The following is an 18,991-nucleotide window of genomic DNA, read 5'->3' as shown; positions in this document are numbered from 1 at the left end:
CAAGGAGTTTTCCGTTTCGACTGCGCCGGAAGTGGGGCGAATTATAGACACCTGAAATCTGCCGTCAAGCGTTGATTTAGTTTTTTTATCAATAACTTACGAAAGGCAAGAAAACAGCGCACCTGCACACACAAAACCCGCGCCTTCTATATAGAAGGCGCCTTCAGAGCACACCTGCGTCCTTCAACGCAGCCACCACACCCGCATCCAGCCCCAGCACTCGCTGCAGCACTTCCAGCGTATGCTCACCCAACAATGGCGGCGCTTGGCGGTACTCCACCGGCGTTTCGGACAAACGAATAGGACTTGCTACCTGAGGCACCATGCCAGCCAGCGCATGCGGCAATTCAATAGCCAGCCCTCGCGCCTTGACCTGCGGATCGGCAAACATTTGCGCCAGATCGTTGATCGGCCCGCAGGGCACGCCAGCCCGTTCGAGCTCAGCCACCCACTCAGCGGTAGTTTTGAACACCGTCGCCTGGCGGATCAGTGGAATCAGCACCGCTCGGTTGGCCACCCGCTGCTTGTTGGTTGCGAAACGAGGATCGTCTGCCCACTGGGGTTGCCCAGCCACTTCAGCGAACTTTCGGAACTGTCCGTCATTGCCCACGGTGAGGATGAAGTCGCCGTCAGCAGTAGGAAAGTCCTGATAAGGCACGATGTTCGGATGCGCATTGCCCAGGCGCTTCGGCGCATTACCCGTTGTCAGGTAATTCATCGCCTGGTTAGCCAGGCACGCCACCTGGACATCGAGCAGCGCCATATCGATATGCTGTCCGCCACCATCATGATCGCGATGCGCAAGCGCTGCGAGGATTGCCACGGTCGAATAGAGCCCTGTCAGGATGTCCGTCAGCGCAACGCCCACTTTAACCGGCCCGGCGCCTTCCTCACCCTCAGGTCGACCCGTCAGACTCATGAGCCCGCCGAGCCCCTGGATCATGAAGTCGTAGCCAGCGCGCTTGGCATACGGCCCGGTCTGACCAAACCCGGTAATCGAGCAATAGATCAGATTCGGGTTAATCGACCTTAGTGCTTCGTAGTCCAGCCCATAAGCGGCCAGACCACCCACCTTGAAGTTCTCGATCAGGATGTCTGATTTGGCCGCCAGATCACGCACCAGCTTCTGACCTTCAGGGCGCGTGAAGTCGATGGTGACCGACTGCTTGTTGCGATTGGCCGACAGATAATAAGCGGCCTCGCTGGTGTTCTCGCCATAAGCGTCCTTAAGGAAGGGCGGCCCCCAGGCGCGCGTGTCGTCACCGTTGCCAGGGCGCTCGACCTTGATCACTTCGGCGCCAAGGTCGGCGAGGATCTGCCCGGCCCACGGCCCGGCCAATACCCGCGACAAATCCAGTACCCGTAGATGTGAAAGCGCGCCCATGGTCGTTCTCCTATTAATTGAACGCCTGGATGCCGGTCTGCGCGCGACCAAGAATCAGCGCGTGGACGTCGTGTGTACCTTCATAGGTATTCACCACTTCCAGGTTGACCAGGTGACGAGCAACGCCGAACTCATCAGAGATACCGTTGCCACCCAACATGTCACGGGCCATGCGCGCAATGTCCAGCGACTTGCCGCAGGAGTTACGCTTCATCATCGAAGTGATTTCGACTGCCGCAGTACCTTCGTCCTTCATACGACCCAAGCGCAGGCAGCCCTGCAACGCCATGGTGATTTCGGTCTGCATGTCGGCCAGCTTCTTCTGGATCAGCTGAGTCGCAGCCAACGGGCGACCGAACTGCTGACGATCCAGTGTGTATTGGCGAGCGGTGTGCCAGCAGAACTCGGCAGCACCCAGCGCACCCCAGGAGATACCGTACCGAGCGGAGTTCAGACAGGTGAACGGTCCTTTCAAGCCTCGGACATCCGGGAAAATGTTCTCTTCCGGCACGAATACGTTGTCCATCACGATTTCACCGGTGATCGATGCACGCAGGCCGACCTTGCCGTGAATAGCCGGTGCGCTAAGGCCCTTCCAGCCTTTCTCCAGAACGAATCCGCGGATATCACCCGCATCGTCCTTGCCCCAAACGACAAAAACGTCAGCGATCGGGCTGTTGGTGATCCACATCTTGCTACCGGTCAAGCTGTAGCCGCCTTCCACTTTACGCGCACGAGTAATCATCGCGCCCGGGTCGGAACCGTGGTTAGGCTCCGTCAGACCGAAGCAACCGATCCATTCGCCGGAAGCCAGTTTCGGCAGGTATTTCTGCTTTTGAGCTTCGGTACCGAATTCGTTGATCGGCACCATCACCAGCGAGGATTGCACACTCATCATCGAGCGATAGCCCGAATCGACACGCTCGACTTCACGGGCAATCAGGCCATAGCTGACGTAGTTCAGGCCACTGCCGCCGTATTGCTCAGGAATGGTGGCACCCAACAGGCCCACCTCCCCCATCTCGCGAAAGATCGCCGGATCGGTCTTTTCATGGCGGAAAGCTTCGAGAACCCGCGGCGCGAGCTTCTGCTGAGCGAACTGCGCAGCGGTGTCGCGAATCATGCGCTCTTCTTCGGTGAGCTGTTGATCCAGCAGCAGGGGATCGATCCAGTTGAAGCTAGCTTTACCGGCCATGAGTGTGTCCTCTCGAAACAGGTCAAATAACGTGGACTGATCCTAGGCTGGGTTCGGCGTCACGGCAAACGAGGATTTCGCATACTGTTGTGCTAATTTCTCACTCCGAAACGTCGCGCAATGCATTTGAGGCGATGTATTAGTGAGGTGGACGTACATGCGTAGAAAGATACCCAGCACAACCGCCCTGATAAGCTTTGAAGCGGCAGCGCGACACGAAAGCTTTACCAAAGCAGCCGAGGAGCTTTCGCTGACCCAAGGTGCAATCTGTCGACAGATCGCCAGCCTGGAAGAGTTCCTGAATGTGGAACTCTTTCGACGCTCACGGCGCGGTGTAAAGCTGACTGAAGCCGGGCTTTCCTACAGCCGTCGGGTTGCCACTCAACTCGACGCAGTCGAGCGCGACACTTTGTCGGTGATGGGCCAGCAGGGCGCCAACGTAATCGAGCTGGCCGTGGTACCGACTTTCGGCACTCAGTGGTTACTGCCGCGACTCAAAGACTTCCAACACAAACATCCCGAAGTGACGGTCAACCTGACCAACCGGACGCGGCCATTCCTGTTTGCCGACACGGACTTCGATGCCGCGATTTACTTTGGCGACGCGGATTGGTCGGGTACGGAATCCCACCGCTTGATGGGCGAAAATCCCATGCCCGTTTGCAGCCCCGGCCTACTCGGAAAGAAAACCGTCCTTTCCCCCGAAGAAATCGCAGAACTCCCACTCCTGCAGCAAACCACCCGGCCGTATGCCTGGCGTCAGTGGTTCAACTCCCAGCATCTGAACATCCCTCGAGACATGACAGGCCCGCGCTACGAGCTATTCTCAATGCTCGCCCAGGCGGCGATGCACGACATGGGCATTGCATTGATTCCGCCATTCCTGATTCAACGCGAATTGACAGAGAAACGCCTGGTCATCGCCAACCCTCAGGCGCTCTCCAGTATCAAGGCGTATTACTTGATGATTCCTGAGCGAAAGGTCGAATCGGCATCTTTAAGGGCTTTTCGAGATTGGCTGGTCACGCAGGCGCACAGCTATAGCCTAGAAGAATAAAGGCCCGGCCCGCCTTGTTGACCTCGTAGTCAGCTATTCAAAAACCCTACAGATATACGGATATGTCGCTTAAACACAAACTGTTTGGCAAAGCAGTACAAACGTCCCACAAGCGCCTGAAGACGCGGCTTTGCGCCACTATTGAGGGCCGATGCCGCAACATTCATACGGCCGATGTCCAATTTCTTGAATTTGCGCCAGAATCCTTACAAGGCACGGCCTGCAAGGGATTGAGCCGGTTGGTTGCGACATTCGGTCACGGGGTGACTTGTAGTTAATTTTCCGTCACCCGTCATAATCCCTTGAAGGGCACAAAGTTCGCCTGCAAAATGCCGCGCCCCGTCCTGATTTGGCGGGGTCGTGCTGATCGGCCGCCCCAGCCGCACCATCCGTAGTGCATGGGTTTACTCAATAAGATCACGCAGGAGATTTGACGTGCACATTGGTGTTCCTCTCGAAACCCAGACCGGTGAAACACGGGTTGCTGCAACCCCGGAAACCATCAAGAAGCTGATCGGCCAAGGTCATAAGGTCACTGTTCAAAGCGGCGCCGGCATTAACGCCAGTGTTGTCGACAGTGCCTATGAAGCAGCGGGCGCAAGCATTGGCAGCGCCAGCGATGTGTTTGGCGCAGAGCTGATTCTTAAGGTAGTCGCCCCCAGCGACAGCGAACTCGCACTGATCAAGAGCGGCACCATTGTGGTGGGCATGCTCAATCCGTTCAGCAACGAAACCATCGCCAAGATGGCCGAATGCGGCATTACCGCATTCGCACTGGAAGCCGCGCCCCGCACGTCCCGCGCTCAGAGCCTGGATGTGCTGTCATCGCAAGCCAACATTGCCGGCTACAAGGCGGTGTTGCTGGCAGCTCATTACTATCCGCGCTTCATGCCAATGCTGATGACCGCTGCCGGCACCGTGAAAGCGGCGCGCGTTCTGATTCTCGGTGCCGGTGTGGCCGGGTTGCAGGCGATTGCCACGGCAAAACGCCTGGGAGCAGTGATCGAGGCGTCTGACGTGCGTCCTGCAGTCAAGGAGCAGATCGAATCCCTCGGCGCCAAGTTCGTCGACGTGCCTTACGAGACCGATGAAGAGCGCGAATGCGCCGTTGGTGTCGGCGGTTACGCACGCCCCATGCCCGCCAGCTGGATGCAGCGCCAGGCCGCAGCCGTGCACGAACGCGCCAAACAGGCTGACATCGTTATCACCACAGCGCTGATTCCAGGACGCAAGGCACCGACGCTGCTGAGCGCGGAAACCGTGGCACAAATGAAACCGGGTTCGGTGGTCGTCGACCTTGCGGCAGCCCAGGGCGGTAACTGCCCGCTGACCGTAGCCGATCAGGTGGTGGTCGAAAATGGCGTGACCATTGTCGGCCCTACCAACCTGGCCGGCGCGGTGGCAGCCGACGCTTCGGCGCTGTACGCGCGCAACCTGCTGGACTTCATGAAACTGTTGTTCGATAAAGAAGGACAACTGGTGATCAACCTCGAAGACGATATCGTCGCCGCGTGCCTGATGTGCCGCGACGGCCAGATCGTGCGCAAGAACGGCTGAGGATAAAAACAATGGAAGACATGCTGATCTCTGACGGTATCTACAACCTGATCATCTTTGTGCTGGCGATTTATGTCGGTTATCACGTGGTCTGGAACGTGACACCTGCGCTTCACACGCCCCTGATGGCGGTGACCAACGCTATCTCGGCAATTGTGATCGTCGGCGCCATGCTCGCTGCCGCGTTGACCGTCACACCCCTGGGCAAAACCATGGGCACCCTGGCCGTAGCCCTGGCGGCGGTCAATGTGTTCGGTGGCTTCCTGGTCACCCGTCGCATGCTGGAAATGTTCAAGAAAAAAGCGGCGCCAGCAAAAGCTCCGGCAGCCAAGGCCGAAGCAGTCAAGGCTGAGGTGCAGCAAGCATGAGCATGAACCTCGTTACTTCCCTGTACCTGATCGCCTCGGTCTGCTTCATCCAGGCGCTCAAGGGCCTCTCGCATCCAACGACCTCGCGTCGCGGCAACCTGTTCGGCATGCTCGGCATGGGTCTGGCGGTCCTGACGACGGTCGGCCTGATCTACAAATTGGGATCCGAACTGGCCCACGACGGCATCGTCTACGTGATCGTCGGCCTGTTGATCGGCGGTACCGCCGGTTCAATCATGGCCAAACGCGTTGAAATGACCAAAATGCCTGAGCTGGTCGCTTTCATGCACAGCATGATTGGCCTGGCAGCGGTGTTCATTGCCATTGCGGCGGTGGTCGAACCTCAATCGCTGGGCATCGTCAAGCAACTCGGCGACGCCATTCCGGCGGGTAACCGCCTGGAGCTGTTCCTGGGCGCGGCCATTGGTGCAATCACTTTCTCCGGCTCGGTGATCGCGTTCGGCAAACTGTCGGGCAAGTACAAGTTCCGCCTGTTCCAGGGCGCACCGGTACAGTTCAGCGGTCAGCACAAACTGAACCTGCTGTTGGGTGTAGCCACGCTGGCACTGGGCGTGACCTACATGCTGACGGGCAACCTGACTGCCTTCGCCGTGATGTTGGCTCTGGCCTTCGTCATGGGTGTGCTGATCATCATCCCGATCGGTGGCGCCGACATGCCGGTAGTGGTGTCGATGCTCAACAGCTATTCCGGCTGGGCAGCGGCGGGCATTGGTTTCTCGCTGAACAACTCGATGCTGATCATCGCCGGTTCGCTGGTGGGCTCAAGCGGTGCGATCCTCTCGTACATCATGTGCAAGGCGATGAACCGCTCCTTCTTTAATGTATTGCTCGGCGGTTTCGGCAATACAGCCGATGCAGGTCCTGCAGGCGCCAAGGAAGCCCGCCCGGTGAAATCCGGTTCGGCTGATGACGCGACCTTCCTGCTGACCAACGCCGACACCGTGATCATCGTCCCGGGCTACGGCCTGGCGGTAGCGCGGGCGCAGCATGCATTGAAGGAACTGACCGAGAAGCTGACCCACCGCGGCGTGACCGTGAAGTACGCGATCCATCCGGTTGCAGGTCGTATGCCGGGCCACATGAACGTGTTGCTGGCCGAGGCCGAAGTGCCTTACGACCAGGTGTTCGAGATGGAAGACATCAACTCCGAGTTCGGCCAGGCAGACGTGGTGCTGGTACTCGGCGCGAACGACGTGGTCAACCCGGCCGCCAAGAACGATCCGAAATCGCCGATTGCCGGCATGCCGATTCTCGAAGCGTTCAAGGCCAAGACCATCATCGTCAACAAGCGCTCGATGGCCAGCGGCTATGCCGGTCTGGACAACGAACTGTTCTACCTGGACAAGACCATGATGGTGTTCGGCGACGCCAAGAAAGTCATCGAAGACATGGTTAAAGCCGTCGAATAAATCTCTCGGCACGACTGAAACGCCCCGACTCGTCGGGGCGTTTTTGTTTGTGCAAAGCGTCGGACAATCGACGTCTTTGTTACCGATCCGGTAACGGTGTTTTGCTTGAAATCCCCGGAATAGACGCCTCGTTTGCGACCTTGGTAGCGGGACAGCGGCTAGCGAAATTAACTAGACTGCGCATCCTGATACCCGTTGCCCGAGATAACAATCCATGTACCGTGACCGTATTCGCCTGCCATCGTTGTTGGACAAAGTGATGAGCGCTGCCGACGCCGCCGCTCTGATTCAGGACGGCATGACCGTTGGCATGAGCGGCTTCACCCGCGCCGGCGAAGCCAAGGCCGTACCCCACGCACTGGCGGAGCGAGCCAAGGTCACGCCGCTGAAGATCAGCCTGATGACCGGCGCCAGTCTGGGCAACGACCTCGACAAGCAACTCACCGAAGCCGGCGTGCTGTCACGCCGCATGCCGTTCCAGGTGGACAGCACCTTGCGCAAGGCGATTAACGCAGGCGAGGTGATGTTCATCGATCAACACCTTTCGGAAACCGTCGAGCAACTGCGCAATCAACAGCTCAAGTTGCCAGATATCGCGGTGATCGAAGCCGTGGCCATCACCGAGCAAGGCCATATCGTGCCGACTACATCGGTGGGTAACTCGGCCAGCTTCGCGATTTTCGCCAAACACGTGATCGTCGAGATCAACCTGGCACACAACCCGAATCTCGAAGGTCTGCACGACATCTATATTCCGACCTATCGTCCGACCCGCACGCCGATCCCACTGGTCAAGGTCGACGATCGCATTGGCAGCAGCGCAATCCCGATCCCGCCGGAAAAGATTGTGGCGATCGTCATCACCCAGCAACCGGACTCACCATCCACCGTGCTGCCACCCGACGCCGACACCCAAGCCATTGCCGATCACTTGATCGACTTCTTCAAGCAGGAAGTGGACGCCGGGCGCATGACCAATAAGCTCGGGCCGCTGCAGGCCGGGATCGGTACCATCGCCAACTCGGTGATGTGCGGCCTGATCGACTCGCCTTTCGAAGACCTGACGATGTATTCCGAAGTGCTGCAGGACTCCACGTTCGACCTGATCGACGCGGGCAAGCTGAGCTTTGCTTCGGGAAGCTCCATCACCCTCTCCAGCCGCCGCAATGCTGACGTGTTCGGCAACCTGGAGCGCTACAAGGACAAACTGGTGCTGCGCCCTCAGGAGATCTCCAATCACCCCGAAGTGGTACGTCGCCTCGGGATCATCGGTATCAACACGGCGCTTGAGTTCGACATCTATGGCAACGTCAACTCCACCCACGTCTGCGGCACGCGGATGATGAATGGGATTGGCGGTTCGGGTGACTTTGCACGCAATGCGCACCTGGCGATCTTCGTGACCAAGTCGATTGCCAAGGGCGGCGCGATTTCCAGCGTGGTGCCGATGGTCAGCCATGTCGACCACACCGAGCATGACGTCGACATCCTGGTCACCGAAATCGGTTTGGCCGATCTGCGCGGCCTGGCGCCCCGCGAGCGTGCGCGGGTGATCATCGACAACTGCGTACACCCGGATTACCGCCAGGCCCTCAGCGATTATTTTGAAAAGGCTTGCGCAGTGGGCGGACATACCCCGCATATCCTGCGTGATGCCCTGAGCTGGCACATAAACCTGGAAGAAACCGGGCGAATGATCGCCAGTTAATTGGTACAGATTGCCGCTGACGCAAACACAGTTTCGTCAGCGGGCAATTGCAAGACGCTTTACTTACAAAAACTGTACTGCTGTACCGGTCTTTTCCTACAGCTATAGCCTACTCATCAAGTCTTAATGGCCGAAAATGCACCATAATGGCGCAGACAAGTACAGTTGCCTCAATTTAGACCAGTACACCACCTATAAACAGTTAACTGAGCCCTCACAATACAGATGAACTGTATCTACAGTGGCTAGGCAAGAGAGAGGATCATGGGCACCAGTTAAACCACTACCTAATCCCGCCACAAGCGGAAGGATGTCAATCATGGAACGTACACTCAGTTCCGAACTGTTCTTCGAAGACACTGCTGCAAAAACCCAGGCTTCCATGCCTCTGCGCGTTATCGCCAACCTGATGCTGTGGCAGCGCCGCATCTCCAGCCGCCATCAACTGGCTCGTCTGGATTCGCGTCTGCTGGCTGATGCCGGGATTAGCGAAGCACAACGCTACGAAGAGCTGAGCAAGCCGTTCTGGCGCTAAGTTAGCGTCGCTGGCCCTGACCTGATGGTCCATCGCCAGCAACCCGAATTGAAAAAACGAAACCCGTCGTGGGAAACCACGACGGGTTTCGTCGTTTTGGAACCCAGAATTCCGGCCATCTGATTCAAATAGGTACAGTTTTAAGTATTGATATTATAACCAGTACAGTTTTGGCATTTCATGTCTTCAGAGAACCTGATCAGCGTCACGCAAATCAGCCAATGTCCCCGGCCCGAACAAACGACACTGTGCGAATCGTTGCGCACAGGCCTAATATCAAACCAATAAGTGGCGAATGCCAAGCGTCTGGCGTCAGACTCCGCACAGAGCGCCACCTTAAAATTGCCCATCAAAAGGAGTTACACCATGTCCCGTCTTCGTCTGCTTAGCGCTGCAGCCCTGCTTGCCGTGGCTGCCAATTCCCACGCCACCAGCTTCATCGTGACCACCGATGCCGTCGTTGGTGCACTCAAGGCCACATCGGACGCGACCTCCGACGTCACGTCTTCTTTTAGAGACGACAAAATTGTACTCGCGGCCCGTGACGACGCTGCCAGCTTCGTTGCCAGTGAAGGCGCCATCCGTGGCGTAAAACTGGAAAGCGCTCTCGACCACATTCGCCATCAGGCGCCACAACTCAACGCGACAGACGCACAACTGGCACAGGCGATCCTGACGATCTAAGCGACTGCTTTGAAGAGGGACACGTCAGACGTGTCCCGATATTTCGACGCTGGCTCTAGACCGGGCCTTGCGCTAGCCTTGAGACTCACTTTCAACTGTCGAGTCTCATGCGTTTTTTTTCATATCTGTTAATCCCTTCACTGTTTTTTGCGGCCAGCTACTCAGGCGCGGCCCAGGCTTTCGATGCCTTCAACCTGTCCACGCAAGGCACCGTAGCCAGCGGTTACGCCACAAGCATGGTGACCTCCGCGCCCTTCGACCATAAACTGCTGCTCGCCGCCCGGGATGATGCCGCGGCGTTCATCGCCAGTGATGGCCAACTCAGAGGCGCACAACTGGAATCGGCCCTGTCTTACCTGCGCCGGACCCAGCCAAAACTTCATGCCAGCGACCTTGAACTGGCACAGGCAATTCTCGTCCAATAGTTATCCCAAGTTTCTCCGGAGTCGTTCCATGCGTAACCCGCTGATTGCCGCCACCCTCGGCCTGCTGTTGTTGGCCGATGTGGCACAGGCCCATACCCTGGTTGCCACCAGTAACATCCTTATCCGCGCGACCCAGCGCACACTCGATTTCACGTCTGATACAACTACGTCCATTCGCGACTCGAAAATCGTCCGCGAAGCTCAAGACGATGCCGCCAGCTTTGTCGCCAGTAACGGAGACATCCGTGGTGCGCACCTGGAATCGGCTTTCAGTTTGTTGCGCACCCGCGTTCCGGAAGCCCGAGACGCCAGTGATCAGGATCTCGCTGAAGCCATCCTCGCACTGTGAGGTCTCCAGTCACCTGGCTGTTGGCCGGGGTCATGTTGCTGCTCGGCAACATGGCCCACGCCGACCTCGAACTGCATCTCAAGACCGAAGGCCTGAGCCCCGCACAGCAGCAGGCCAGCCAGGCATTGCTGGATGAAGCCATGCAGGCATTGCCGCCGCATTTCATCAAGCAACTCGACCGTCGAATTGACGTCGGCTGGACCGATGACATGCCCGCCAACGCCTACGGCCAGGCGTCCCCGGTGTCTGAGCTCGATTTGAACCGCAATCTGCTGGCCAGCCTCACCGATGGCAGCGCAGCCACCAAGAAGACCTATCGTCCTCACGGCACAGTGCGTCGGGAAATGCTGGCCACGGTTCTGCACGAACTGACCCACATTTATGATCGCTCGCGTCTGTGGCCACAGGCGCAGCGCTCGCTGATTCAGCGCTGTACCCGCCAGGACAGCAGCTCAGGGCTGGTCGGTATTCCAGATGAATGCCGAGGCCAGTCTGGCCGCCGCTTTACCCTCAGCGACGATCCGCGCTTGCTTGATCTCGCCGGTTGGCCGCAATACGTGGGTCGTCGTGGTGAGCGTGAACAGCACAACCGCCAGATTGCCCGCAGCCCGGACATCTACGAGACCAGCAGCCCAAAGGAATTCGTCGCGGTCAACATGGAGTATTTCCTGCTTGACCCGAGTTATGCCTGCCGTCGTCCGGCGCTGTACCGCTATTACAAAGAGCACTTTGGATGGGCACCCACCGCCAAGAGCGACTGCGGTAAAACCTTCGCTTTCCTGAATGCCGGCAATGATTTTGCCAAAACCCCGCTGGGCCAGGTCGATCCAGAGCGAGTTTATGCCGTCGACTATTTGCTGGCCGAGGCTAACCAGAACTGGGTCAGTCGATGGGGCCACAGCATGTTGCGCCTGGTGATCTGCGCACCGGGACGCCCACGCGGGCCGGATTGTCGGTTGGATCTGGACCAGCATCTGGTGCTGTCATATCGGGCCTTTGTCGGCGACGTGCAGCTGTCGAGCTGGGACGGTCTGGTGGGTAAATATCCGTCACGTCTGTTTGTATTACCGCTGGCTCAAGTCATTGACGAGTACACCAAGACTGAATTGCGCAGCCTGGCATCCGTACCGCTGGACCTTTCGCGCAGCGAGATCGAAGGTGTGGTTGAGCGCGCCGCCGAGATGCACTGGAGTTACGACGGCAACTACTTTTTCCTCTCCAACAATTGCGCCGTAGAGGAGCTGAAGTTACTGCGCAGTGGCACCAACAATTCAAAACTGGTTGCTCTGGACAACATCATGCCCAACGGCCTGCTGGAAGTGCTGAAAGGGCGCGGGCTGGCGGACACCAGTGTGCTGGACGATCCCCGCGAAGCACTGCGCCTGGGCTATCGGTTCGACTCGTTCCGGGATCGCTATCAAGCGATGTTTGATGTGCTGAAAAAAAGCCTGCCGGTCAAACAGGAAACCGTCGAAGACTGGCTGGACTTGAAGGCCGAAGAGCGCCGCACGTGGTTCGAACAGGCAGATCTGCGCACCAGCGCGGCCCTTCTGTTGCTCGAGCAAGCAAGCTTCCGGCGCCAGTTGTTGCTGGCTCAGGACGAAGTCAAACAGCGTTACCTGGGCGCTCGAGAATTGAAAAACGGCGGGATGGACAAGGCTAATGCAACGCTGAGGCAGATTCTCGATAACAGCGGCTTCCTCAGTCGACCGGCCGAATTGCTCGGCAGCGGAGGATACGGCTTGCCGCAGCCGAATGAATGGCAGCGCCTGGAGTCGGAAAGCAGCCTGCGGCAAAAGCAGCTTCAAGCCTTGACCGGGGATCTGGACAAGGAAGTACGGGCGCTGCTCGAACCGTCCCGAGCAGCCGAAATGGCTGCCAACGAGGCCAACGTGAAACAAATTGGCGAGCATCTGCGTAAATTGCACAAGGCGTCGGGTGGGCTGGAGTTGCCTTGATATAGGCCTTTCCCCTCCCCTGACACGCAACAAAAAGGCTTCAGAACCGAGTTCTGAAGCCTTTTTGTTGATTCCCGTACGTCGGGGAAATCACCCTCAGCTGACGCGTGCCTGGCGCACGCCGTCGGCCAGCGCCGAGCACAGGCTCAATACACCATCGATTGCCTGGTCCGGCGTAGTGGCATTGGCGATGTGATCGATCAACGCCGACCCCACCACCACACCATCGGCCAGACGCGCGATGGCCGCCGCTTGTTCTGGTGTGCGAATGCCAAAACCGATACTGATCGGCAGATCGGTATGACGGCGCAGGCGAGCGACCGCTTCTTCGACATGTTCCAGCGTTGCGGCGCCAGCACCGGTCACACCGGCCACGGACACGTAGTACACGAAGCCGGAGCTGCCATTGAGCACCGTTGGCAAACGCACGTCATCGGTGGTCGGCGTGGTCAGGCGGATGAAGTCGATGCCGGCAGCCTGCGCCGGGTCGCACAGTTCGCCGTTATGCTCAGGCGGCATGTCGACCACGATCAAGCCATCGACGCCGGCCTCTTTCGCTTCGGCGATGAAACGTGGCACGCCGTACATGTGGATGGGGTTGAAGTAGCCCATCAGCACCAGCGGGGTTTCGTTGTTGTCCTTGCGGAATTCACGAACCATTTCCAGGGTTTTCGCCAGGTTCTGCCTGGCACCCAGGGCACGGATGTTAGCGAGCTGGATCGCTGGGCCGTCGGCCATCGGATCGGTGAAGGGCATGCCCAGTTCGATCACGTCAGCGCCGGCTGCCGGCAAGCCTTTGAGGATGGCCAACGAGGTGTCGTAGCTCGGGTCGCCAGCGGTGACAAAGGTCACCAGCGCGGCACGGTTCTGTTCCTTGAGTTCGGCAAAACGTGTTTGCAGGCGGCTCATCAGTGTTTCTCCTGCTTCGATTGTTCCATGTGGTGCATCACGGTTTGCATGTCTTTGTCGCCACGGCCGGACAGGTTGACCACCATCAGATGATCCTTCGGCAGGTTCGGGGCGCGCTTGAACACTTCAGCCAGGGCATGGGCGCTTTCCAGGGCAGGAATGATCCCTTCCAGGCGGCAGCATTGATGGAACGCCGCGAGGGCTTCGTCATCAGTCACCGAGGTGTACTGAACGCGGCCGATGTCATGCAACCAGGCGTGTTCCGGACCAATACCCGGGTAGTCGAGGCCGGCGGAAATCGAGTGGGCATCGATGATCTGGCCATCTTCGTCCTGCAGCAGGAACGTGCGGTTACCATGCAGCACGCCGGGTACACCACCATTGAGGCTGGCCGCGTGCTTGCCGGTTTCAATGCCATAACCGGCTGCTTCAACACCGATGATTTCAACGCTCTTGTCGTCGAGGAACGGATGGAACAAGCCCATGGCGTTGGAGCCGCCGCCGATGCACGCCACCAGGCTGTCCGGCAGACGGCCTTCCTGGGCTTGCAGTTGATCACGGGTTTCCTTGCCGATGACGGCCTGGAAGTCGCGAACCATCGCTGGATACGGGTGCGGACCGGCTACGGTGCCGATCAGGTAGAAGGTGCTGTCGACGTTGGTCACCCAGTCACGCAAGGCTTCGTTCATCGCGTCCTTGAGAGTGCCGGTGCCGGCCACGACTGGAATCACCTCGGCGCCCAGCAGCTTCATGCGAAATACGTTGGCCTGCTGACGTTCGATGTCAGTGGTACCCATGTAGATCACGCAATCGAGACCAAAACGCGCGGCCACGGTGGCAGTCGCCACACCATGCATGCCAGCGCCGGTTTCGGCGATGATGCGTTTCTTGCCCATGCGCCGCGCCAGCAGGATCTGGCCGATGCAATTGTTGATCTTGTGCGCGCCGGTGTGGTTCAGCTCTTCACGCTTGAGGTAAATCTTCGCACCGCCGCAGAACTCGGTCAGGCGTTCGGCGAAATACAGAGGACTTGGACGACCGACGTAATCGCGCTGGAAGTAGGCCAATTCTTCTTTGAATGCCGGATCTTCCTTGGCCGCTTCGTATTCGCGGGCCAGATCAAGGATCAACGGCATCAGGGTTTCGGCAACGTAACGGCCGCCGAACGCGCCAAACAGGCCGTTGGCATCAGGGCCGTTGCGCAGATTGGTCTGGGTCATTTGGGCGCTCCAGTTGAATGCGTGAATGGGGCATAAAGAGACAGTGGGGTCCACTCTACCCCTGACGTCCTCGACTGAAAACCGATAAGATCGCCATAACCTGTCAGGAAAACTCACAGATAAAATGAGCCACGACCTCCCCCCGCTCAATGCCCTGCGCGCCTTCGAGGCAACTGCCCGGCTGAACAGTGTCAGTCAGGCAGCGGAGCAGTTGCACGTAACTCACGGCGCAGTCAGCCGCCAGCTCAAGGCGCTGGAAGAACACCTCGGCGTCAGCCTTTTCGTCAAGGATGGCCGCGGCCTTAAACTCACAGATGCCGGAATGCGGCTACGCGACGCCAGTGCTGAAGCTTTCGAACGCTTGCGCACGGTTTGCGCCGAGCTCACGCAAAGCACGGCGGATGCGCCATTTGTGCTGGGTTGTTCGGGGAGCCTCCTGGCACGCTGGTTCATTCCGCGCCTGGGTCGATTGAATGCCGACTTGCCTGACCTGCGTTTGCACCTGTCTGCCGGGGAAGGCGATCTCGATCCGCGTCGCCCGGGCCTGGATGCCTTGCTGGTTTTTGCCGAGCCGCCCTGGCCTGCGGACATGCAGGTCTTCGAACTGACCAGCGAGCGGATCGGCCCGGTCATGAGCCCGCGGTTCGCCGGCTTCGAGCGCCTGAAAACGGCACCGCCCAGCGCGTTGCTCAATGAATCGTTGCTGCACACCACTTCCCGGCCGCAGGCCTGGCCCAGCTGGGTGCAACAAAGCGGCCTCGACGCCAAGGCGTTGAAGTACGGACAGGGTTTCGAACATTTGTATTACTTGCTGGAAGCGGCCGTGGCCGGGCTGGGTGTGGCGATTGCCCCGGAGCCGCTGGTGGCTGAAGATTTGAAGGCTGGCCGTTTGGTAGCGCCATGGGGTTTCAGCGAAACCCCGGCACATCTGGCGCTGTGGCTACCCAAGCGCGCCGCGGACGGGCGCGCCCGGCAACTGGCGCATTGGCTCAAGAATGAGTTGCGCCAGACGGATCAGTCACCGCGTTTGCATAGCAAGTAAGCCGCCAACAGGCCCAGTGCGCCGACGGCAACACCCGCTGTAGTCCAAGGGTGTTCCTGGGCGTAGTCCCGGGTTGCAATACCTGTCTCACGGGTTTTGACCTTGACCTCTTCATAGGCATCGGCGAGCAGATGGCGCGAATGCCGCAATGCGTTCTCGGCGTTGCCTTTGAGCACCTTGAGGGTTTTACGCGACTCGTCCGAGGCGTCTTCCTTCAGGTTTTCCAAGGATTTGAGCAGACTCTCGATCTCCGCTTCCATGCTTTGCAATGAGGCTTTACGTAACGAGCTGTTGGCCATGGTGGCTCTCCTGCATTGTTGATGAGTGGCGTGTGTTGGTTGGGACTTCAGCGGTTCGAGAAAGTGCAGTAAATCTGAACTTCCATGTCGGATCGAGCGACAGAAGTAAGACACAAATTCACTGCTAGGCTGTACTTCACACCCAAAAGGAGAACCCCATGTCTGACCATCACACCTACAAGAAAGTCGAATTGGTTGGCTCGTCCACGAGCAGTATTGAAGATGCGATCAACAACGCCCTGGCTGAAGCGGCCAAAAGCATCAAACACATGGAATGGTTTGAAGTGACCGAAACCCGTGGGCATATCCAGGACGGCAAGGCTGCACACTTTCAGGTGACGCTGAAAGTCGGATTCCGGATTGCCAGCAGCTGAGGGTCGACCCGTCTTCTGAACTTGCGCGCTGGCCGATTGCCATAGGGAATGGCAAAGCGCTACATAAGTGCGTCCAGCCGACGCTGGGCGCCCCTTTGAACCGACCGGGGATGCGACTGATGAAGAAGTTTATTTTGGCAATTGGATTATTGAGCCTTGCAGGCACCGTGTTCGCCGCCGGTAAGTCATGCGAAGAGCTCAAAGCGGAAATCGCCGCAAAACTGGATGCCAAGGGCGTTTCCGGGTATTCGCTGGAAATTGTCGATAAAGGCACCGAGGCCGGCGGGCAAGTGGTCGGCACCTGTGAAAGCGGTACCAAGGTCATTGTCTACAAAAAATAGCCTGATTCCTTCAGACAATAAAAAGCCGACGCAAAACGTCGGCTTTTTACGCCTGCCTGAAGATCAGCCTTTCATGACTTGCGCCAACAATTCGTAGGAATGCAGACGATCGGAATGTTCATACAGGTCGCAGGTAAAGATCAACTCATCGGCCTGAGTCTGTTCGATCAACACTTCCAGTCTGGCGCGGATTTTCTCCGGGCCGCCGATCATTGCCAGACCGAGGAAATCGCTCACCGCTTCTCGCTCATGGGGCAGCCACAGGCCATCCATGGTTTTCACCGGTGGGCGCTGGACCAGGCTCTGGCCTCGCATCAGGGCGAGAATCCGCTGGAACACCGAGGTGGCCAGATAGTCAGCCTGTTCATCGGTGTCAGCCGCCACCAGCGGCACGCCGAGCATCACGTAGGGCTTGTCCAGGACCGCGGAAGGTGTGAAGTGATTGCGGTAGACGCGAATCGCCTCGTGCATGAAGCGCGGTGCGAAATGTGACGCAAAGGCGTAAGGCAATCCTCTTTCGCCCGCCAGTTGCGCACTGAACAGGCTGGACCCCAGCAGCCAGATCGGAACATTCGTACCGGTGCCCGGCATCGCGATGACGCGCTGGTCCGGCGTGCGAGGGCCGAGGTAACGCACCAGTTCCGCAACATCTTCCGGAAAATCATCGGCACTGCCGGAACGTTCACGACGCAGGGCGCGGGCGGTCATCTGATCCGAGCCCGGCGCACGCCCGAGGCCAAGGTCGATCCGCCCTGGATAAAGGCTTTCCAAGGTGCCGAATTGTTCAGCAATCACCAATGGCGCGTGGTTGGGCAGCATCACCCCACCCGAACCGACACGGATGGTCGATGTGCCCCCCGCCAGATAACCCAACAGCACCGAGGTCGCGGAACTGGCAATGCCATCCATGTTGTGATGTTCGGCGACCCAAAAACGGTGGTAGCCGAATTTTTCCACATGCTGCGCCAGGTCCAGCGAATTGCGCAGCGATTGCGCTGCGCTGCCGTTTTCCCGCACGGGCACCAGATCGAGGGTCGAGAACTTGATATCGGACAGTCGTTTCATAAACCTGCTACTCCAATTGAGGGCGCAGGTTTTTCTCGCGAACGAAAACCTGCCGAATCCAAAAGCGTGTTTCATGCAATGAGGGCATATACCCGAGTTTCAATAGCACGGGGAAAATTCGTACAAAAAAAGCGGACAGATCAGATGAGATGAACTTTGCGCCAAGGTCTATCCTCAGAACCCTGACGAACCAAACCAAATAGGCACGACGCTTCGTGCCGAATCCTGGAGGAGACAAGCATGGCGATCATCAAGAAAGCATCAGCCCATTGGGAAGGTGATCTGAAAACCGGCATCGGCTCGATTTCCACGGAAACCGGTGTACTTCGGGAAGCGCCCTACGGCTTCAAGGCGCGCTTCGAAGGCGGCAAGGGCACCAACCCTGAAGAGCTGATCGGCGCCGCCCACGCGGGTTGTTTTTCCATGGCATTTTCCATGATCCTCGGCGACGCGGGCCTCAAGGCTGACAGTATTGATACCAATGCCGAAGTCACGCTGGACCAGGTGGATGGCGGTTTTGCGATCACGGCCGTGAAACTGATCCTCAAGGCGAAAATTCCCGGCGCCAGCCAGGCGCAGTTCGAAGAGCTGAGCAACAAGGCCAAGGAAGGATGCCCGGTTTCCAAAGTGCTGAATGCCAGGATCACCCTGGAAGCCACGCTGGTCAGTTGAACACTGATTAAAGATCGCAGCCTCAGGCAGCCCCTACAGGGTCAACGTGAATCTGTGGAGCTGCCGAAGGCTGCGATCTTTTTTGCCTTGAAACAAACAACGCTTGCAAAACTGTGGTCGAATTAATGACAGCAGCCCAAACGCACGGATATGCGTGCTGCCTCAAAAGGAGCTTCAACCATGAAACGTTTTGCCTTGGCGGTTATCTGTTGCGCGTTGGCCACATCGGCCTTTGCCGCACCCAAGCCCTGTGAAGAACTCAAGGCCGAAATCGAAGCCAAGATCCAGGCAAGTGGCGTTACGTCCTACACCCTGGAGATCGTGGCCAACGACGAAGTGCACGATCAGAACATGGTCGTAGGCTCATGCGAGAACGGCACCAAGAAAATCATTTACCAGAAGAACGATCGCTGACCGAC

The 18,991-nt window shown here is 58.1% G+C and carries 21 protein-coding genes; 15 read left to right on the top strand and 6 right to left on the bottom strand.

Translation table 11 applies throughout. The annotated features are described in order from the left end of the window. Window positions 1-163: 163 nt before the first annotated feature. The gene (locus tag D8U18_RS06675; RefSeq protein ID WP_056854491.1) at window positions 164-1,384 is read right to left on the bottom strand and encodes a CaiB/BaiF CoA-transferase family protein; all 1,221 of its coding nucleotides are present in this window, start codon (window positions 1,382-1,384) and stop codon (window positions 164-166) included. Window positions 1,385-1,397: 13 nt separating this feature from the next. Beyond that, window positions 1,398-2,579 (bottom strand): acyl-CoA dehydrogenase, encoded by a 1,182-nt coding sequence (locus tag D8U18_RS06670; RefSeq protein ID WP_131107311.1) that lies wholly within the window; start codon window positions 2,577-2,579, stop codon window positions 1,398-1,400. A 157-nt stretch (window positions 2,580-2,736) separates the two neighbouring features. Here D8U18_RS06670 and D8U18_RS06665 point away from each other — a divergent pair, with 157 nt between their 5' ends. The 10 genes from D8U18_RS06665 (at window position 2,737) to D8U18_RS06620 (ending at window position 12,650) form a co-directional block, all read left to right on the top strand. Beyond that, entirely contained in the window at window positions 2,737-3,636 is a 900-nt protein-coding gene (locus tag D8U18_RS06665; protein WP_130905143.1) for a LysR family transcriptional regulator, read from the top strand. A gap of 435 nt (window positions 3,637-4,071) precedes the next feature. Continuing rightward, window positions 4,072-5,193: a Re/Si-specific NAD(P)(+) transhydrogenase subunit alpha gene (locus D8U18_RS06660; RefSeq protein ID WP_056854489.1), complete on the top strand. Its 1,122-nt coding sequence runs from the start codon at window positions 4,072-4,074 to the stop codon at window positions 5,191-5,193. 11 nt (window positions 5,194-5,204) lie between these two features. Beyond that, window positions 5,205-5,561, top strand: coding sequence for an NAD(P) transhydrogenase subunit alpha (locus tag D8U18_RS06655; protein ID WP_056854488.1), 357 nt, complete (start codon window positions 5,205-5,207; stop codon window positions 5,559-5,561). Then, window positions 5,558-6,991 (top strand): NAD(P)(+) transhydrogenase (Re/Si-specific) subunit beta, encoded by a 1,434-nt coding sequence (locus tag D8U18_RS06650; RefSeq protein WP_056854487.1) that lies wholly within the window; start codon window positions 5,558-5,560, stop codon window positions 6,989-6,991. The genes D8U18_RS06655 and D8U18_RS06650 overlap by 4 nt, the downstream gene beginning before the upstream one ends. A 214-nt stretch (window positions 6,992-7,205) precedes the next feature. Next, window positions 7,206-8,699, top strand: a complete 1,494-nt coding sequence (locus D8U18_RS06645) for an acetyl-CoA hydrolase/transferase family protein (RefSeq protein WP_131107310.1) — start codon at window positions 7,206-7,208, stop codon at window positions 8,697-8,699. A 319-nt stretch (window positions 8,700-9,018) separates the two neighbouring features. Next, on the top strand, window positions 9,019-9,234 hold the full coding sequence (locus D8U18_RS06640) for a DUF1127 domain-containing protein (protein WP_007902752.1): 216 nt from the start codon (window positions 9,019-9,021) through the stop codon (window positions 9,232-9,234). 366 nt (window positions 9,235-9,600) lie between these two features. Beyond that, window positions 9,601-9,918, top strand: coding sequence for a DUF2388 domain-containing protein (locus tag D8U18_RS06635; RefSeq protein ID WP_056854485.1), 318 nt, complete (start codon window positions 9,601-9,603; stop codon window positions 9,916-9,918). Window positions 9,919-10,025: 107 nt separating this feature from the next. After that, window positions 10,026-10,343: a DUF2388 domain-containing protein gene (locus tag D8U18_RS06630; RefSeq protein WP_131107309.1), complete on the top strand. Its 318-nt coding sequence runs from the start codon at window positions 10,026-10,028 to the stop codon at window positions 10,341-10,343. 28 nt (window positions 10,344-10,371) lie between these two features. Beyond that, entirely contained in the window at window positions 10,372-10,692 is a 321-nt protein-coding gene (locus D8U18_RS06625) for a DUF2388 domain-containing protein (RefSeq protein ID WP_056854483.1), read from the top strand. Further along, the gene (locus D8U18_RS06620; RefSeq protein WP_131107308.1) at window positions 10,689-12,650 is read left to right on the top strand and encodes a DUF4105 domain-containing protein; all 1,962 of its coding nucleotides are present in this window, start codon (window positions 10,689-10,691) and stop codon (window positions 12,648-12,650) included. The genes D8U18_RS06625 and D8U18_RS06620 overlap by 4 nt, the downstream gene beginning before the upstream one ends. Window positions 12,651-12,746: 96 nt before the next feature. Here D8U18_RS06620 and trpA read toward each other — a convergent pair whose 3' ends face one another. Together trpA and trpB are read right to left on the bottom strand one after the other, a co-directional pair. Beyond that, window positions 12,747-13,559, bottom strand: a complete 813-nt coding sequence (trpA, locus tag D8U18_RS06615) for a tryptophan synthase subunit alpha (protein ID WP_130906706.1) — start codon at window positions 13,557-13,559, stop codon at window positions 12,747-12,749. Beyond that, window positions 13,559-14,779 carry a tryptophan synthase subunit beta gene (gene trpB / locus D8U18_RS06610; RefSeq protein WP_056854480.1) on the bottom strand — a complete coding sequence of 407 codons (1,221 nt, stop codon included), beginning with the start codon at window positions 14,777-14,779 and terminating at the stop codon, window positions 13,559-13,561. Before trpB ends, trpA begins: the two co-directional genes overlap by 1 nt. A gap of 124 nt (window positions 14,780-14,903) precedes the next feature. Between trpB and D8U18_RS06605 the strand changes: the two genes are divergently transcribed. Further along, the gene (locus D8U18_RS06605; RefSeq protein ID WP_131107307.1) at window positions 14,904-15,821 is read left to right on the top strand and encodes a LysR family transcriptional regulator; all 918 of its coding nucleotides are present in this window, start codon (window positions 14,904-14,906) and stop codon (window positions 15,819-15,821) included. On the opposite strand, the gene D8U18_RS06600 is transcribed toward D8U18_RS06605, so the two are convergent. Continuing rightward, a complete protein-coding gene (locus tag D8U18_RS06600; protein ID WP_056854478.1) occupies window positions 15,794-16,120 on the bottom strand; it encodes a DUF883 family protein in 327 nt (108 codons plus the stop codon). The genes D8U18_RS06605 and D8U18_RS06600 overlap by 28 nt on opposite strands. Window positions 16,121-16,278: 158 nt before the next feature. Between D8U18_RS06600 and D8U18_RS06595 the strand changes: the two genes are divergently transcribed. Together D8U18_RS06595 and D8U18_RS06590 are read left to right on the top strand one after the other, a co-directional pair. After that, entirely contained in the window at window positions 16,279-16,494 is a 216-nt protein-coding gene (locus D8U18_RS06595) for a dodecin (protein WP_056854477.1), read from the top strand. 119 nt (window positions 16,495-16,613) lie between these two features. Further along, window positions 16,614-16,835, top strand: a complete 222-nt coding sequence (locus D8U18_RS06590) for a DUF1161 domain-containing protein (protein WP_056854493.1) — start codon at window positions 16,614-16,616, stop codon at window positions 16,833-16,835. A gap of 63 nt (window positions 16,836-16,898) precedes the next feature. Here the strand turns inward: D8U18_RS06590 and D8U18_RS06585 are convergent, their stop codons facing one another. Next, complete coding sequence (locus D8U18_RS06585; RefSeq protein WP_130932290.1) at window positions 16,899-17,900, bottom strand: LLM class flavin-dependent oxidoreductase; 1,002 nt, start codon at window positions 17,898-17,900, stop codon at window positions 16,899-16,901. Between the two features lie 240 nt (window positions 17,901-18,140). Here D8U18_RS06585 and D8U18_RS06580 point away from each other — a divergent pair, with 240 nt between their 5' ends. Both D8U18_RS06580 and D8U18_RS06575 read left to right on the top strand, forming a co-directional pair. After that, window positions 18,141-18,572 carry an OsmC family protein gene (locus tag D8U18_RS06580; protein ID WP_056854475.1) on the top strand — a complete coding sequence of 144 codons (432 nt, stop codon included), beginning with the start codon at window positions 18,141-18,143 and terminating at the stop codon, window positions 18,570-18,572. Window positions 18,573-18,752: 180 nt separating this feature from the next. After that, on the top strand, window positions 18,753-18,986 hold the full coding sequence (locus tag D8U18_RS06575) for a DUF1161 domain-containing protein (RefSeq protein ID WP_056854474.1): 234 nt from the start codon (window positions 18,753-18,755) through the stop codon (window positions 18,984-18,986). Window positions 18,987-18,991: the final 5 nt, after the last annotated feature.

The organism is Pseudomonas sp. Sample_10 (genome assembly GCF_004321495.1).
GTDB lineage: Bacteria > Pseudomonadota > Gammaproteobacteria > Pseudomonadales > Pseudomonadaceae > Aquipseudomonas.
This window is presented reverse-complemented; position numbering and strand designations above follow the sequence as displayed.